Below are 16,373 nucleotides of genomic sequence, written 5' to 3' on the forward strand. Positions count from 1 at the left end.
CATCTGTACACCCCAACTCGAGGTATATTCATTTGTCCTTCATTTCAACCTTGAACCCAGTATTTAGCTCGTTGTTCCCTATAGCCAAAGGTCAGTTCCTAGTTTTTGAATTAGTCGTGAGAAACATACAAAAAATATTTTACATTGATTCCAAGGCTCACCTCTAATTCTAAGGACTCATCCCACCCATAACATCACTTAACTGCCACTGTGCTTCTTTGCCAAGCCGGTACACCCTTCCCTATCTTGGAATGGGCGGGGTGAGTGGATTCGGTACTATTCAACCTCAAAACACCTAACAAATTGACTAACTTCTCGTCCCACATCCAAGATGTTTGATCTCCTGGTTTATCGAGAAATTTTACCAACACATCAAACTCCGGTGATTTCAAAGCAGTCTCGAACCGTTCTTCATAGGAAATATTGAGCGATTTGCAAACAGCGTCTCGACCCTTGGTTTATTCATCTGCTAGGAAAGTTATGTACGATTACCATCACATCTTGCTTTCTTTAACCTGGACATATCCTACTACTGTTAAAATCAATAAAATACCGAGAATCTGCGTGAGATTCATTGATTGGTTAAAGATAAAATATCCCAGTATTACTGCCGTAACAGGATCTAATGAGTACGCTACCTGTATGTAACTTGGCTCAATAAATTGCAAACTCTTAATATAAAAGTAATAACATCCAATCTGAGGAAGCATTCCATAGCTAAATACAGCCAATAGCGCCATTCCAGCGGTCTGATCACTGATTTTAACGATACTTTGTACTAAAGTCCAGGGTGGAGAAATAAAAGATAAACCAATGACAGCAAATAAGCCCATGTACATAAGAACAGCATTGCCATCAATACTATGATCCAAAAGATACTTTTCGATGGTAACCATCATTGACCACATCGAAATAGTAAGGATTATCCATAAAAGTCCAAAATAATTAAGTGAAAACCCAGCACTAAAAATATCCAAAACTAAACCTACCCCAATTACAGCGACTATAGAAGCTATTACTTTCTGTAAGGTAATTTTATTCTTAAAAGCAACTCTGGATAAAATCATAATGGTAAAAACATTACAATAAACCAATGTTGATACAATTCCTACCGGAAAATAAGTAACCGATTTCACAAAGGAAAAGTTTACCCCACTAGAGAAAATTCCATCGATCATGAGTAACAATAGATATTTTTTTTCGACTTTAAATGCTGACCGATTTGTCAATACCAAGACCAAAAAGTTAAAAACAAAGATAAACATTGGCGCCAATTCGGCAATATTTATGGTACTTAAACCGAGTTCACTTAATATTGCACAAAAAGTACCATTAGTTCCCCATAAAAGTGCTGAAAATATTGCTAATATAAATCCAATCCCATTTTTACTTAGTACTCTTTTATCCAAAGCCTTGTTTTACCCCTCGCCTATTTCTTCAAGTCGTCATATTGTAGGTTTCACTGGCGTCATGTACATACAGCCGACTCTTGGTCTGTACATGTATTCAATGAATAATACTAATTCTCCCTAGTTAACTCTAGAGATTCTCTTCACAAAACAAAACCACGTACAAGAACCGTCAAATTCGATATATTAACTACCTGCCACCTGCACAAGAGTATTTTACAACTTTGGATAATGAAGGTTTGAGACACCCTTACTGTACTGGCTATTAAGTTAACAGCGTAATTGCTTTCGAGATGCAAGTTCTTTTGGATCATGCACGGATAATGCAAATCCAGTCTCTGCAGGAAATCTTTCTACACGTCCGGATCGGCATATTCATTGTCATTCCGTCGGTTAAATGTGAGGAAAACACAAAAGGAAGCCCTTTTCGGAATAAACACAAAAACGACCTGTGTCCTTATCTTTTTAACCAGTCACAAATAAACATTACCAATGGATGTTCTCTGCACTCCTGTTCGGTCATAGCCGAGGCAACTTTTTCTGCCATCTTTGATTTACGAGTAACTGGTTTTTGGGGAAGTGCTACCTTAATAGCTTCAACAATATCTTTAATATTGTCAAAAGGATTTATTTCTGGAAGTCTAGTACATTCAAAGGCTCTTGAAACAGCTTCAGGAGGATATGTATTCTCAAGCGCTTTCCACTCTCGTTTGCAGTATACAGTCATACCGCTTTCAATATAGGTCTCACGTTCCTTATTTTCAGTTATATCCCCTTCATCCCAATCGAGAATCAAAAGACTTTTTGGGTGCAAAGCCATGAGGTCACTCGGTGAGATATTACTAAGGTTATTAATGCCACCTAGTGGCACAATCAATAACGTGTCAACGTTTACTCCCGCTTTCTTCAATACCTTTGGGATAAAGTGTACTTCACTACTGCCTTCACAGAATATTACTGCACTGGCTGTCAAAATCGCGGGTAAATTAAGGCCAATGTCACTGTAAAGTTCTTTAACCGATTCTGTACCTAAGACATTTCGAACAATAGACTTGTTACCATCATGCCGAATGCTCCACAAGCTGTCTCCTTCAGTGGAATCAATTTCACGGAATACAAACGGAGAGTGGCTACTCACTATCCATTGGACGTCAAACTGTTCCGACAGTTTCATCATGAGTCCAATCAAGGACTTTTGTAAACCCGGGTGAAGTCCAATTTCTGGCTCATCAAAAAGTACAATAGTCGGACCCACTGACACCTTTTGGGCAGTTTCCAAAACTCTTGCACATATATACAAAACTTGAGCAATTCCGGTACCACTACGTGTAATTGGCTCAGACCGCTCATCCCTGATTATAAATACATCATTACCAAATTGCGTATCACGAATTTCTACACCTTTTAAAGGATAAAGTAGTCCAGCTAGGTCGACAAATTGTCTGTAAAGATGCTCATTTCCATCAGCTCTCAGAGCCGCCACATATTGTAGGAGTTGACGAGGATCAATTCCTAAGCGGAATTTCATAAGATCTTTGTATTCGAAACGCTGAGAGTTATTCATGCTGAAGAGATCAATTTGTCGTTCGGCGGGTACATATAGAATTTGTCCATTAATTAAATCCCATTGTATATTTTTAAAAGAACTTAATAACCCAGAACAAAATGCATCCTGTTCATGTTCCGGTATCTGGAACTGTGATACCTTTTCTTTTAAATTTACAAGAGTCGATTCTTCATCAAAGAATTTTTCAAGCCCTACTTTTTCTTGAAAAATTTGATTATTCTCGTTAAATAAATTATCTACAAGAACTTTAAAAACAAAATCAACTTCACTTAATAACTTTAGTATATCTTCAAAGGGGAATCTTCTCGCCCTAAAGTTCCATGAATCTGAAGGTTCAAAAAGCAATTCTAAATCTTTTTTAGTAAAACGGAATGTTACACAAACGATTATAGGACCATCGTCATGATATTCTCCATTATAAGATTTATGTTTGTTCAGGCGCCCTATATAGCGATGGTATTGGATATCGTTCGGGGTCTGAAATCCGAACAAACCCATCATTCCAAGATAGGCAGCCATTAGTGCAGCCGTTTTCCCACTGTCATTATTCCCGGCCAACGCCGTTATCCGTCCAGTTTGGATTGATATTCCTGTATCCTTTGATATTGAACGATAGTTTTTAACTGAAAGTTCCTTTAGTTCCAAACTCAACCCCGTCCCTTTATCTTAAGTATCTTTTTGAAATAATCTTACGCACACAACACTTAACTACCTCATTTCCTTTTCGTAAGCAAGTTAAGCGCTTTCCTTATTTTAGGATTATCGTCGATCATTTCCTTTTATTATTTACTCAAAGGCCCTGTCCTCAACATCTACCCCCGAATCCCTCTCCATTAATCTTAACAAATCTCCTAAAAGGAAATAGGTTTGAATTACGCATTGGTTAACCTCGAATTCAGAAACATCCCCATGGACTCCCTTACAACTCATCTCATAAACCCGATCGATCCGATTACCTAGGTCAGTAATTTGAGCTGAAAGTAGTTCCCCTGAAGAAGTTCTCCCAAGTCTTTCAGAGATGAATTGCCACAATCTGGCTAAATACTTATCCTCTGTTAATTTACGTTGCTTACCATCAGGTCCAAGAACTGGTTCATCACGAGGGGGATATATTCGATCTGCCACTGACTTTAATGCCCGGCGACATGACGTCAAAGCATGACTATTGGATTCACTACCACCTTCGCCCAATCTTCTAAAGGCGGAAACAAGTCGTTCCAAAGTCTCCGGTGAAATTTCCGAAAGTTTAGCATTTACATACTGTCTATTCCGTTCAAATACATCCGAATGGAATTGTCCATAGACTAATTGCTGTTCGGCCGCACTAAGGAAATCGTATACTCTATGCACGATTCTTGCCAATAACTTTTGGTTTTCTTGGGCCATCGTAAGAACTACGTCACGAAGTTCATTGTTTGACCTTTGGACATAATACAAGTCCACTGGGTGTAGCCCTTTAGGAGGGACGACCTTTTCAGCTGTTTGAATTAGATGGTCAACTTGAACTTCAATTTCGTGAACACTTAATCCGCAAATAAAATCTCCCTCTACTAGTTTGCCGTCTTCCATTTTTGCAATTTGTCTTTCACTTATATAAGCTTCCACAACATAACGTCTAAGAGCATTAAAACTTTGTTTATCGAAGTGAAGAGCAATCTCAGAACGTAATCTGTCTCTAGAATGCTTGTCTTTAAAGTCAATCATCTCGTACTCTAACCAATACAGACTTTTGTAGTCATTTCTCATCCTCGCTATTCTAATTGCCTTACGAATAATAGAACTCACCGGCATACGCTTTGAATCAATTTCATCTAAAGCATTAGTTACCAGATTAATCGCCCTATCAATAGGATGCTCGATTTCCAACACCCTCTTTCCTTGAATTTAGAATATTGTGTATCCATATTTAATCGATTTTAAATTCAAACGCTTAATTCTTCAAATTCAAGATTATCCTATGAAGTGTTCATTCCTCTTAATCAATACTCGTTGTTTTCCAGTTGTAAATTTCATTTTCATTTCCCCAGCTAAACCGAAAACGCCAAGAAGTTCCGACTTTATTTATGATATCGATTCTTGAGCTTAGGCAACCAGGTAATGATATATATACTCGAAGGGATGTTAACTAAATCTCTTATTAGTTTTAAGTTTATTGTTCCAATATGATTGCCCTGGGATAGAAACCGTATTTCTGGTTAAAATGTAAGTCCTGCTCGTTACCTACTGCAACATTAATCCTTCTCTTAATAACTGCTTTCTTATCTAGCCAATCCAACGGCAATTAAATAAGGGAGCTTCCTACTCCCATTTTTTCTAAAAGTCTCGTCCACAAATAATGAATCGATTTCGCCATAGTCTTCATGGATAACTGTAACGCAATATCCTATTGCCTTGTCTGAAGTTTTCTCCATAGCCAAGTCAATTCTCAAAAATCCGTGCTTTGCTTTTTGGATCCATTGTTGATTTCTCTGACTGAATGTCCTCTTTCCTAAGTCCTCTTTGAAAAAGGTTGAAATACCAACATGATGCTCATTCAATTTTTCCCAAAGTGGAGCTACTCTATCTAAGAGTTCTTCGCCACCTTCAACAAACGTAATGTTCAAAAACCTACCTCCATTCCATAATCCCACCCACACCCCCAACACTCCCAGCGTGGTGATTTTCTATTGATGGGGCGTGTGGAATTAGTCTTCATAAGGTTGTTTTGATGGACCTCTTTCGTACTAATTCCACTATTATCCTCTATTTCCTCCATAGAGTAGTCAATGAAAGTAATAAAGCCGGAACGCCCAAAACGCTCCGGGGGATATATATGTCATAAAACTTTGTCATCCAGTAAACTTTCACTCATACCAGCCCAACCACCTTCGAAAGGGACCTTCTTTTGGAATGCGGGAATTGGTAGAGGAAGTCTACCATTCTTCCCGGATTATTGCGTACATAATGCAGTCATCAAATTCATCTTTATGGATTAAATATTGCTTTAAAGTCCCTTCATATTTCATTCCGGATTTCTGTAATACTTTTCCTGATGAGACGTTTTTACTTCTGTGAAACGCTTGTACTCGATTGATGCCAACATGTCTAAATGCATATTCTATAATGGCTTTTAATGCTTCAGGCGCATACCGATTACCCCAGTAAGATTGTCCTATGCAATATTCTACGTCGGCCCTCTGATTTTTGCTGTCCACGAGATAAAAAGCAATTTGTCCGATGTTTTCATTTCCTTCTTTTAAAATTATTGCCCATCTGTAAAACTGGTTATTGTCGTAGAAGGATACCCATTGTTCAAGTTTCTGGCGTGCCTCACTTATTGTGTAACATGCTTCTTCACCGTAATTATTTTGAACTATGGGGTCACTTATCCAATTTTGAAACGCGCTCTTCGTATCTTCTAATTCAAACCTTCGGAGAATCAGTCTATGAGTTTCGATAGTTTTAGTACCAATATGACTAAGTAACATAAGAAAACCACCTACAGATTATTAATAAAACGCTTGTTCACCCAACATTGTAATACCGACTTCCAAGTCCCTACCTTCATCTCGGATACAGCATCGTGCTCTTCGAACACGTTCTTGGCACAAGCCACCCCGGCATTGTGCCAAGAATATGTAGTTACCTATGGTTAAATAGAGGCAATAATAAAGTTTAACCAATCTGCATTTTTTGGGGGAGAGTTCGGCATATTCGGATGCCTATAGAGCAACGAATTGTCATTGCTATTTTTTGACATGCCTATCGTATTACATCTATATTCTTTGAGACGTTTTATGGCATTGGTAGCCAGTGTCTTTAAACGATTATCTGATCCCCAACCGAGAATGACTGGCGCCGACTCTTTTCCTCTTAAATGTCGTCTCAATTCCCTTGCTCTGGCATTGGAGAAAACACTGTGTATGTTCCGGTCTAGTCCAGGCTTTTGCGCAGTTTTGTCTAGTTTACGCAAACGAGTTAGTTCTTTCAGGAAACTTGAGCTACTTGTTTCAACAATGTCCGACAAATTAATTACCCTTATATATTTCCATCTAAGCAGCATCATCAACCTCATGAGCTGATATTGGGTGGGATCAGGACGCGTTTCCACCATATTAATTGTTAACTTAGATATTGTACTTAAATCATACGTGCTCAGATCTACATCTGGCTCAATCGGCTTGGATGAACCAGGATTCATCATGACGAAAAGAGCATCCGGAAGGGCTGACTCCAGCAAATGAGTAGTTTGGTTTATAGTGAATATTTCTAACCCGTTGCGACAACCTAAGATTGCTCCACCCGGATATCGCAAAGTGTAGAAACTTCCCCAAACACAATATTTCTCTTTCAACATTTCTGCTGTATATTTTATATATTCTTCCATCCTAGAAACTCAACCCACCTAAAACATCTCTCAACTTCTCCAGTTCCTCTTTGCTTAGCGTTACGCCCTTGCCCATCTTAGTATGATCCGGCGACCATTCACGAATATCGTACTTGGGCTCTTTTTCATTCCAGCTTATAAGGTTAAGTTCTTTTTTCCAGCCTTTTGGTGACTCTGAAAGAACACCGATTGTTTCTTTGATTTCGAATTGGATGTCAGCCATTGGATAACCCTCCTTTAAGGCATTTTATCTACTCAAGACATTCTGCGCGATATTAGCTACAAACTCCTTTATTCAGTACATATTCGCATACTTAACACAAAGTTGGTAGCGGCAATAACCGCAGCAGACATAAACACGACTTGATAACCGAATGCTGACCACAATAATCCGCCTAAAATCGGAATGCTCATAGATACTGCATGATCGACGGTGACACCCAGTGAGAGAGTGTGGGTTATGTCGGAGGAGTGGAGAGCGATTTTACGCATATATGTAGATCTTGCCATATCTACAGCATTAGTAGAGCTGTCGATAATATAGCAAGCCGCGATAACAATACCTGCAACCGAAGCGGTGAAAATATTTGCTGCAAAGGAATATCCTATACATAGCCAAAACAGTACAACAGCCTCGATTGATAAAACCTTACGCTCGCCCAACTTATCAATTGCATTACCTACAAGTGTTCGGGTAAAGATGCTGACCAGTGCAATTATAACACCGTATATTGCAAACGTTTCCGGGCCTACATGAAACATCTGAATCAAAACCCAAGGAGCAAATGTAAGGAAAATCTGTTTGCGTGCGCCGTTGACCATGCACAGCAGATAATATAGTGTGTAACGTTTCCGTATTATAAGTTTAAAACTTTTATGATGCGGCTCTTGTTTTTTCATCAGAAAAGAGGTAAATGTGGCAAACAAATAAAAAAGTGCTGCAATGATAAACGCTGTTTTATACGAAACGTGTAAATATTTGAATCCGACAAAGACAACACCATATCCGATAAGGGAGGCTGAAAGATTATATGCATTGTATTTTGCAAGCCGTGAGCCGAATTTCTCGGGCTCCGAAAGGTGCATGCCTATACTGCTTGCTAACGGCATATAAAGATGTTGTCCCATGCTGAAAATCATCAGGAACAATATCAATACACCGAAGCTATGTGAAAATCCCAGTCCGGCAATACCGATTGCTGCGGCAAACATAGAAATGGATGTAATGCGAGTGTCGCCAAGAAACGCAAGCATCGATAAAACAAATACAACCAAAAATCCCGGCAGCTCTCGTGGGAACTCAAGCACACCACGTGCAGTCTCAGATAAATGAAATACATCGTTTAAAAAATTATTGAATATTGATGTGTTAATTCCGCCTGCCACTCCGGCAAGAAAGCCTATACATAAAAACAATGTAAAGTCCCTATCGTTGGTAAAGCTATCTTTAATAGCGTCTCGAAATGATGATATACATCGCTCAATAAAACTTGACAAACCCATTTTCCTCTCATGCGATTTATTACTTTCTCTGTAAAAGATACTATATCATAGCGAATTAATTTTTAAATGAAGAATTGTATAACCGACCATTCCAGGATATCATACTTTAGGTCTATATCATTCAATCTTATAAGGTTTAGTTCCTTTTTCCAGCCTTTCGGTGATTTAGAAAGGACACCGATTGTTTCTTTGATTTCAAATTTGATATCGGCCATTTTTCAAAAATCCTCCACTTCTACAATAAAAACTGTCCTGTCAATTCAAACATGTCGAAATTGACAGGACTAGTAATTCCAATGCTCATGCTTGACCGGTAATCTATTTAGCTCGTCTTTATAAAAGCTCCACTTGGGTAAATTAGCATCCATAAGAGACGAAAATCGATCATTGTGATTTCTCTCCAGGAGATGAACCATTTCATGGACGACGACATATTCCAAACATTCCGGCGGCTTTTTAGCCAGCTCTAAATTCAGCCAAATTCGTTGTGCATCCCGATTGCAAGTTCCCCATTTGGTCTTCATCTTCTTGATACCGAACTCATTAACTTTTACATTTAGCCTTTTTTCCCACTTTGCAATAAGATCCGGCAAGACATCCTTCAATCTTTTCCGATACCATTCATCAAGAATGCGCTGCCTTTTTTCAACCGGTGTACCGGGGCGAACATAGAGAACCATTGTATTGTGTTGTAATTCAATCCTTGGACGCTGCTCTACATCCACAATTTTGAGCAGGTATCGTTTCCCCTGAAAGTAGTGACTCTCCCGATTCAGAAACTCACGGGGGGTTTCTCTTTCCTGATTTCTTATTTTCCCTTGTTGTTTTTTAATCCAGGGTAATTTGGCTAGAGCATAGACACGTAAGGTATCTAGATCAATATGCTTAGGTGCGGCAATACGAACTTTCCCTTCCGGGGGATAAACACTCAAGTGAATATTTTTAATATCCTTCTGTTCGACGTCTATGATGATATCGCCAAGTTGTAATTGCGTCATGTTTAATATTCACCTTTCTGCTCATTAATAATTGGGAAAATCCTCTCTACTTCATCGATATCCTTTAAAACTTCATACAGTTTAGATTTAAGCACATTTTCTTTAGCATCATTCCCTCGCCAGCCATCGGGACGGTATTTGATAATCGTTTCATGAACGGCCAAGGCCATCTCTTCATTTTTCCCTAAATTATTATAAAGAGCGCTTTTTCCCGGTGTGTTAAATACTTCAGGCGTGCTTTCGCTTTTACCTTTTTGTACCCTCTGTGCCAGCTCAGCTATCTTTTTAAGATAATCCTGATAACTGACAGCCTTTTCTTTCCGTTCCTTAATTATGGAGCTAAGAAGAACAGACATTTCTTCGTAAAATGCCGGATCGATTAGATGATCTTTCATGATTTTACTTCTTACATTATTTTCGATAGTTTCAGCAACCGCTTCCTTATTTCCCTTGATCCCGCCCGGCAGATTATCAATGGCTTGAGCAATTCCCGTCTTCACAATGAGTTCAATGAGAGACAGGTTGCCAAAGGGCGATATATTTTGCGCTTCTTCCGCATGAATATAATTGTCAATCAAATGGCGCATATCAGCTTCGTAGGTTTTCAGGTCTAGGGTCTCACCACTAGCTCGTCGAATCTCTTCCCTTAGTTTGAGATAAAATTCCAGCTGGTTCTTGATGTCGGTAATTTCTGCTTCCGTGTAACCCGCAGCTTCTATATCATCAGCGATATTAGCGTAAGCCCGGATAAAAGCCACGATTCCCTTGTATAAGGCTGTTCTCTGCACTTCCTTAGCCTTAAGTTCGGCCGGTATTTCTGGATTGCCACAGAAGTAGTGTATATATTCAAGTGTGCCTTTGGGGAGTTCAACTGGTTCACATAGTAAGGCTAAGTATTCGATCGCCTGGTCAAGACGTTCACGACCCTTTTTAAGCCGATCTTGAAGCAAGATATTGCCATCTGTCTTGTCTGAATTATCATGATCAAGCTCAGAGGTATAGACTTGTACCGCATCTTCAACCTTCTTGAATAGGTCTTTGTAATCAACAATATAGCCAAATTGCTTATCTTCCGTATCCAGTCGATTGACCCGGCAAATAGCCTGAAACAGTCCATGATCCTGCATAGATTTGTCAATGTAAATATATGTACAACTCGGAGCATCAAAGCCGGTTAAGAGCTTATCCACGACAATTAACAAGCGCATATTAGCCGGTTCTTTGATGAACTTTGCTTTGACCTCGTCTTCATAAACTTCTGTTTTCGTTTTACCAGGCTTAACCTTTACATCGGTCAATAAATCCACGTACGTCTTATAAATGAATTCTTTTTCCGTTTCGGTGTTGGCACCCGTATCTTCAGTGGTAATATCCCGGGTCATGGGATTATAAGAAGTTACAACGGCACATTTGCCTTTGAACTCCGTTTTCTGAAAGAGTTCATAATAACGGCAGGCCTCATAAATACTAGAGGCAACGAGGATAGCGTTTCCTCTCTCCGAACTAATCCTCGGCTTAACATTGAAATCGTAGATAATATCATTCATTACTTTTTCCATACGGGAACGGGAACTAAGGACCTTCTGCATGGTTCCCCACTTTTTTCGCAGTTCAGCTTTTTGAAAGTCATTGAGGCCTTTTGTTTTAGAAGCAAACCAGGCATCAACTTTCTCAGGTGAGGAAAGCTTCTGGTCAATATCCCGGGCTTCGTAAACCAGATCCAGAACAACTTCATCTTCAACTGCTTCGTTGAATTTATAGGTATGAATATAGCCGCCGAATACTTCGATACTGGTTTTTTTATCCTTCTTCAGAAGCGGTGTCCCGGTGAAACCAATAAATACAGCATTGGGCAGCATGGCCTTCATTACCCGATGGAGTTTACCGCTCTGGGTACGGTGACACTCGTCCACAAAGACAAAGAGTTCTCCAACGGCCTTAGATGGCTGGCTTTCTAGCTCCTTGATAAACTCTTCGAAATTATCGATATCTTTTTTACCGAACTTATGGACCAGTGAGCATAAAAGACGGGGTTTAGCCTGGGAAAGCTGGGTCATTAAATCCCGACCGCTGGTTGAACGTATGATCGTTTCACCGGCATCGGTAAATACCCTCTCGATCTGTTTATCCAATTCATCCCGGTCCGTGATGATCGCGACCCGGGCATTGGGGTTATTCTCCAGAATCCATTTGGCCAGCAACACCATCACAATACTTTTACCACTTCCCTGGGTATGCCAAATAATACCACCTTGCCGGCGATTAATATACTCTTGGGCAGCTTTGATGCCAAAATATTGGTGTACCCGAGGTAGTTTTTTAATCCCACCATCAAAGAGGACAAAATCATACATCAGCTCGATTAGACGCTTTTTATTGCACATCTTGATTAGATATTTATCGAGCTGAAGGCGGCTGTTGTCCTCAACATTTTCTTTCCAATTAAGAAAAAACTTTTCCGGCGTGCCAGTCGTACCGTAGCGTAACCCTTCCGTATCATTCCCAGCAAAAATAAATTGGATAGTTGTAAAGAATGGTTCAATAAACTCTTTCTGTTGATTGACGATGCTCTGCCTGATACCATCGCCAATGGAGACGGTACTGCGTTTAAGTTCCAAGACACCTATCGCAATGCCATTAACATAGAGGACAATGTCCGGACGTTTTTCTTTATTGCCGTATACTGTAACCTCTTCAGCTAAAGCAAAATCGTTCTTTTCCGGATGGCGCCAATCAATCAGTTGCACAGTTTCGTAGTTTTGCCCCACTTCGGCCTTAACCTGTACGCCATAGCGCAGGAGTTTGTAAACGTTTTTATTGTTGCTGTAGAGACTTTCGTTGTAATTGTTCGCTGTTACCCGTAGTTCATGCAGGGCTTTGTTAATAAAGGCTGCTTTATAGCCCTTCTTTTTAAGATATCCCAGGAGAAGCCCTTCTTCTATATTGCTGTTCTCTGAACGGTCTTCCCAGTTTCCGAGATAGGTATATCCGAGTTCATCTGTAAACAATTTGATAATTCGGTTCTGAGTAACCCGTTCGGGTTGTCCTATTGTATTCATACAAGTCTGATCCTCCCAGTTAAGAGAGTCTGCATCATGCCTTGTTTGATTTGTTTGTACTTAGCAAGTTTGGATTCTAGTGCGGCGATTTCAGCATCCATGTTGGATAGAATGGTGGCGATGCGAGTTTGTTCATCCATATCTGGAAAGAAGATAGGAAATTCTCTTACGACATTAACATTTAAATTTCCTACTCCTCCACCCATTAAAACTGTATTATTAGCAAGTGTTTTATATTTTTGGCTATTCAATAAATGTTTTAGAAAAATATTATTAATTTGATTACCGACTTTAATCAATGTCAGTGATACGTATATCGAAAATTCAAAATCGGAATCAATTATTGCTGCTTCACCTATCGTTCCAACCCTAGAATAAAGTATATCGCCCTTTAACGGAGGATTATTTTTATAAAGCTGTGTGTGTAAATCTCTAGTTATATATTTAAAGTTGTCCCATCTAATTTTTCCATTTTTTACATTTGTGCTGGATAAAAAAGGTACACCGACACTTTCATCAACGTATTCTGGGGTCGAAGCTATTCCGCAAGTAATTAATTCAGTAATTCCTTTGTCTTTAAACTTCTTTTCAACCCACCCCTCTTTAGGTTTAAGCAATTCCTGCATAGCTCCTTGCTTAATGGCACGTTTTTTGACAATGAGCTTTTCCAAAGACTGTATAAGCGCATCGACATCAGAAAGGGCAGTGGCAATGGCGGTTTGATCAATACGATTTGGTTTTTGAATAGCTAATCTACGGAACATCTCAATATTTAAGTGAGCTACAGAAGATCCAACTTTTTCACCAATCATTCGTATTTGCGTTCTTTCATCTCTCATTAACCAGAGGAGAAATTCTGAATTTATTTGAGTCTTGGGTTGGAGCACAATTATACTCTCATAGATACTAAAATCCTTATCAACATTTACTAATGCACAGATACCTAATGAACCAGACTTGCTAACTAATACATCACCTCTTTTAGCTTTCCTAAATTTCGTAAGCGATTTATGTTGTTCAATCGATATATTTTTAGCATTCTCAAAACTCAACCTACCATTTGCAATATCAGTTGCTCGTATAAGAGGAATACCACCATTATTTACATAAGCAACTTTAGATGTTAGACCTAAAAATATTTCAGATGTTACCTGTGAAATAGGTACAACTTCCCAATCCTCCGGAATTATTCCAATCTCTGTCTGCTTGTATCCCTTTTTTACTTCCATGCAAACCCCATCCTTTCAAGGTGGGCAGCCACTTTCTTTTCTAGTTCTTCCACTTCGTTTGTCAAGACCGGCAAAGGTGACTCATACCGCTTGGCCAGCTCTTTTATCCGTTGGGTCAACCGATGACTGATTCGATCTAATTCCGATTGAATATCCTGTTCTATCCTTGCCATCCATTTATTATCCACAACAAGGATCTTAATTTCATCTTCAGTTAAGGTCGGATACTTCGCATATAACTTTTTGTCTAAGTCGGCTTTGGCATCTTTTATTTGTTTATTGCTATTTGCCAGTTTCTCCGCTAATTCGAGATAAGTTTTTAACACTTCCCTTTCCTCTTTGGTATCTTTATCCTGTTTGATTTCCTTTAAACGAGTCTTAACATTTCCTTTATTCACTTTTTCCAGTTCAGCAAAATAGCCTTCTTCGCCGCCGTGCACCTCTTCCATTTCTGTTAGCTGCCCCGCCAGCGTTTCACTTTCAGCCTCTAAAGCTTCGATTACTCGTTTCTCTTGGGTGAAAAACCCATTAATCACCAATTCCTTCGGAATCAGGTCACAGGCCCAGCCTTTATCAACCATTTTCTTCTGCTTATTTTCTTCCAATATCCGATAAGTCTCCGCTTTCCAGCCATCGGCCGAGATAATATAACAGTCATCCTGCATTACCTCATCCCAATATTCCATTAGGTACTGGTAAACATCATACTTGGAGATTAAAGGTTTATCGGCATAATGATTGAGCAGATACTCAGATAACTCATAAATAACTTTTTTGGGATTGAGTCCGGTTTCCAATCCTTTGAGTTTTTGGACAGTGTTTTCTTTCCACTCATTAAATAAGGCATGCATATCCGCCGTAAAGGCTTTAAATTCGGGATGGTTATAAATACAATGCTTAATCTCATCTTTCTTGACTATCAGAGTAGAGTAGTTAGCCCGCGATCCCTGGGCGAAAAGCGAAGTCTTAAGGGTGGGAAATACTTCCCAATAGTCTTTTAAAGCATCAATATCGGCAGTGGGTATCCCACCCAAAAGATGGGCCTCGATATCCTGGATATCATCAGCTTCCTGGCTGTCAATATAGCGTGGAATGTTCAGATTGTACTCATTCTGTTCAATTTCACTAAAAGGAACCATCCTTGAATACTTCTCAATTTCAAGTTGTCTATTAAACACCTCCACAATTCGGTGGATATCCATACTGCGGAGACGGTTTTTATTGCCGTCTTTCGTAAAGCCTTTGCTGGCATCAATCATAAAAATTCCTTTGCGGCTGATGGCGTTTTCCTTATCTAGGACAATGATACAAGCCGGAATACCAGTTCCATAAAACAGGTTGGCCGGTAAGCCAATAATCCCTTTGATAAATCCTTTTTTGATGATGTTCTTTCTTATTTCCGCTTCAGCATTACCCCTGAACAAAACCCCATGCGGCAAAATACAAGCCCCTTTGCCTTTTCCTGACTTCATGGAGCTAATAATGTGTAAGAGATAAGCGAAGTCCCCATTTTTCTCCGGCGGAACGCCATAATCTTTAAATCGGTCATAGGAATCGCCTTCGGTATCAACGCCATTACCCCAACGTTTGTCACTGAAGGGAGGATTGGCCACGACATAATCGAAGGCTTTTAACTCGCCCTGTTCATCAAGATACAGGGGGTTAGCCAAGGTGTTGCCTTGTTTGATTTCCGCTAAAGGGTTATCGTGCAGGATCATATTCATCCGGGCTAACCCTGATGTTGCCGAATCCTTTTCCTGACCATAAAGGGAGATGCTCTTTTCTGCTTCATAGGCCACTTTTAAGAGCAATGAACCGGAACCGCAGGTTGGGTCATAAACGGTGGTTGCAGCAGTCGAATTCAAACTGTTGATGCCTATGATTTTAGCGATCACGCGACTGACTTCGGCCGGTGTATAAAATTGTCCTTTGCTCTTACCGCTTTCCGTGGCAAAATGACGCATGAGATATTCATAAGCATCGCCGAGAATATCATCGCCATCAGCCCGATTCTTACTGAAATCCAGTTCCTTACGCTCAAATATAGCGATCAGGTTCGTCAGACGGTCGACCATTTCCTTGCCACTGCCGAGTTTGGTCACATCATTAAAGTCGGGCATGTCGGATAACTTATTGGCATCCGCAATCGGCCCGATGATTTTTTTGTAAGCGGTGGATAAAATAGCGGCTCGAAAAAACCTTCTGTCTTTTGGTATCCTGTTAACAGCAGTGAATATTAGAA

14 protein-coding genes are annotated in these 16,373 nt (G+C 39.7%); all 14 read right to left on the bottom strand.

The window, feature by feature from the left end; translation table 11 throughout:
• Nucleotides 1-194: 194 nt before the first annotated feature.
• The 14 genes from VZF35_RS06085 to VZF35_RS06150 all read right to left on the bottom strand — a co-directional run bounded on the left by VZF35_RS06085 (nucleotide 195) and on the right by VZF35_RS06150 (nucleotide 16,251).
• Complete coding sequence (locus VZF35_RS06085) at nucleotides 195-371, bottom strand: hypothetical protein (protein WP_407311923.1); 177 nt, start codon at nucleotides 369-371, stop codon at nucleotides 195-197.
• A gap of 123 nt (nucleotides 372-494) precedes the next feature.
• A complete protein-coding gene (locus tag VZF35_RS06090) occupies nucleotides 495-1,409 on the bottom strand; it encodes a DMT family transporter (RefSeq protein ID WP_407311925.1) in 915 nt (304 codons plus the stop codon).
• 457 nt (nucleotides 1,410-1,866) lie between these two features.
• Nucleotides 1,867-3,621 carry an ATP-dependent nuclease gene (locus tag VZF35_RS06095; protein WP_407311927.1) on the bottom strand — a complete coding sequence of 585 codons (1,755 nt, stop codon included), beginning with the start codon at nucleotides 3,619-3,621 and terminating at the stop codon, nucleotides 1,867-1,869.
• 141 nt (nucleotides 3,622-3,762) lie between these two features.
• A complete protein-coding gene (locus VZF35_RS06100) occupies nucleotides 3,763-4,845 on the bottom strand; it encodes a hypothetical protein (RefSeq protein ID WP_407311929.1) in 1,083 nt (360 codons plus the stop codon).
• A 389-nt stretch (nucleotides 4,846-5,234) separates the two neighbouring features.
• On the bottom strand, nucleotides 5,235-5,606 hold the full coding sequence (locus VZF35_RS06105) for a hypothetical protein (protein WP_407311930.1): 372 nt from the start codon (nucleotides 5,604-5,606) through the stop codon (nucleotides 5,235-5,237).
• Nucleotides 5,607-5,888: 282 nt separating this feature from the next.
• Nucleotides 5,889-6,443, bottom strand: a complete 555-nt coding sequence (locus VZF35_RS06110; RefSeq protein ID WP_407311932.1) for a GNAT family N-acetyltransferase — start codon at nucleotides 6,441-6,443, stop codon at nucleotides 5,889-5,891.
• A gap of 164 nt (nucleotides 6,444-6,607) precedes the next feature.
• The gene (locus tag VZF35_RS06115) at nucleotides 6,608-7,342 is read right to left on the bottom strand and encodes a hypothetical protein (RefSeq protein WP_407311934.1); all 735 of its coding nucleotides are present in this window, start codon (nucleotides 7,340-7,342) and stop codon (nucleotides 6,608-6,610) included.
• 1 nt (nucleotide 7,343) lies between these two features.
• Entirely contained in the window at nucleotides 7,344-7,565 is a 222-nt protein-coding gene (locus VZF35_RS06120; RefSeq protein ID WP_407311936.1) for a YdbC family protein, read from the bottom strand.
• A 68-nt stretch (nucleotides 7,566-7,633) separates the two neighbouring features.
• Nucleotides 7,634-8,845: an MFS transporter gene (locus VZF35_RS06125; RefSeq protein WP_407311938.1), complete on the bottom strand. Its 1,212-nt coding sequence runs from the start codon at nucleotides 8,843-8,845 to the stop codon at nucleotides 7,634-7,636.
• A gap of 62 nt (nucleotides 8,846-8,907) precedes the next feature.
• On the bottom strand, nucleotides 8,908-9,060 hold the full coding sequence (locus tag VZF35_RS06130; protein ID WP_407314897.1) for a hypothetical protein: 153 nt from the start codon (nucleotides 9,058-9,060) through the stop codon (nucleotides 8,908-8,910).
• A gap of 69 nt (nucleotides 9,061-9,129) precedes the next feature.
• On the bottom strand, nucleotides 9,130-9,843 hold the full coding sequence (locus VZF35_RS06135; protein WP_407311940.1) for a M48 family metallopeptidase: 714 nt from the start codon (nucleotides 9,841-9,843) through the stop codon (nucleotides 9,130-9,132).
• 2 nt (nucleotides 9,844-9,845) lie between these two features.
• Nucleotides 9,846-12,902, bottom strand: a complete 3,057-nt coding sequence (locus tag VZF35_RS06140) for a type I restriction endonuclease subunit R (protein WP_407311942.1) — start codon at nucleotides 12,900-12,902, stop codon at nucleotides 9,846-9,848.
• Nucleotides 12,899-14,131 carry a restriction endonuclease subunit S gene (locus VZF35_RS06145; protein ID WP_407311944.1) on the bottom strand — a complete coding sequence of 411 codons (1,233 nt, stop codon included), beginning with the start codon at nucleotides 14,129-14,131 and terminating at the stop codon, nucleotides 12,899-12,901. Before VZF35_RS06145 ends, VZF35_RS06140 begins: the two co-directional genes overlap by 4 nt.
• Nucleotides 14,122-16,251 carry a type I restriction-modification system subunit M gene (locus VZF35_RS06150; RefSeq protein ID WP_407311946.1) on the bottom strand — a complete coding sequence of 710 codons (2,130 nt, stop codon included), beginning with the start codon at nucleotides 16,249-16,251 and terminating at the stop codon, nucleotides 14,122-14,124. Before VZF35_RS06150 ends, VZF35_RS06145 begins: the two co-directional genes overlap by 10 nt.
• Nucleotides 16,252-16,373 lie beyond the last annotated feature (122 nt).

It is taken from the genome of Desulfosporosinus paludis, assembly GCF_045689965.1.
Taxonomy (GTDB): domain Bacteria; phylum Bacillota; class Desulfitobacteriia; order Desulfitobacteriales; family Desulfitobacteriaceae; genus Desulfosporosinus; species Desulfosporosinus paludis.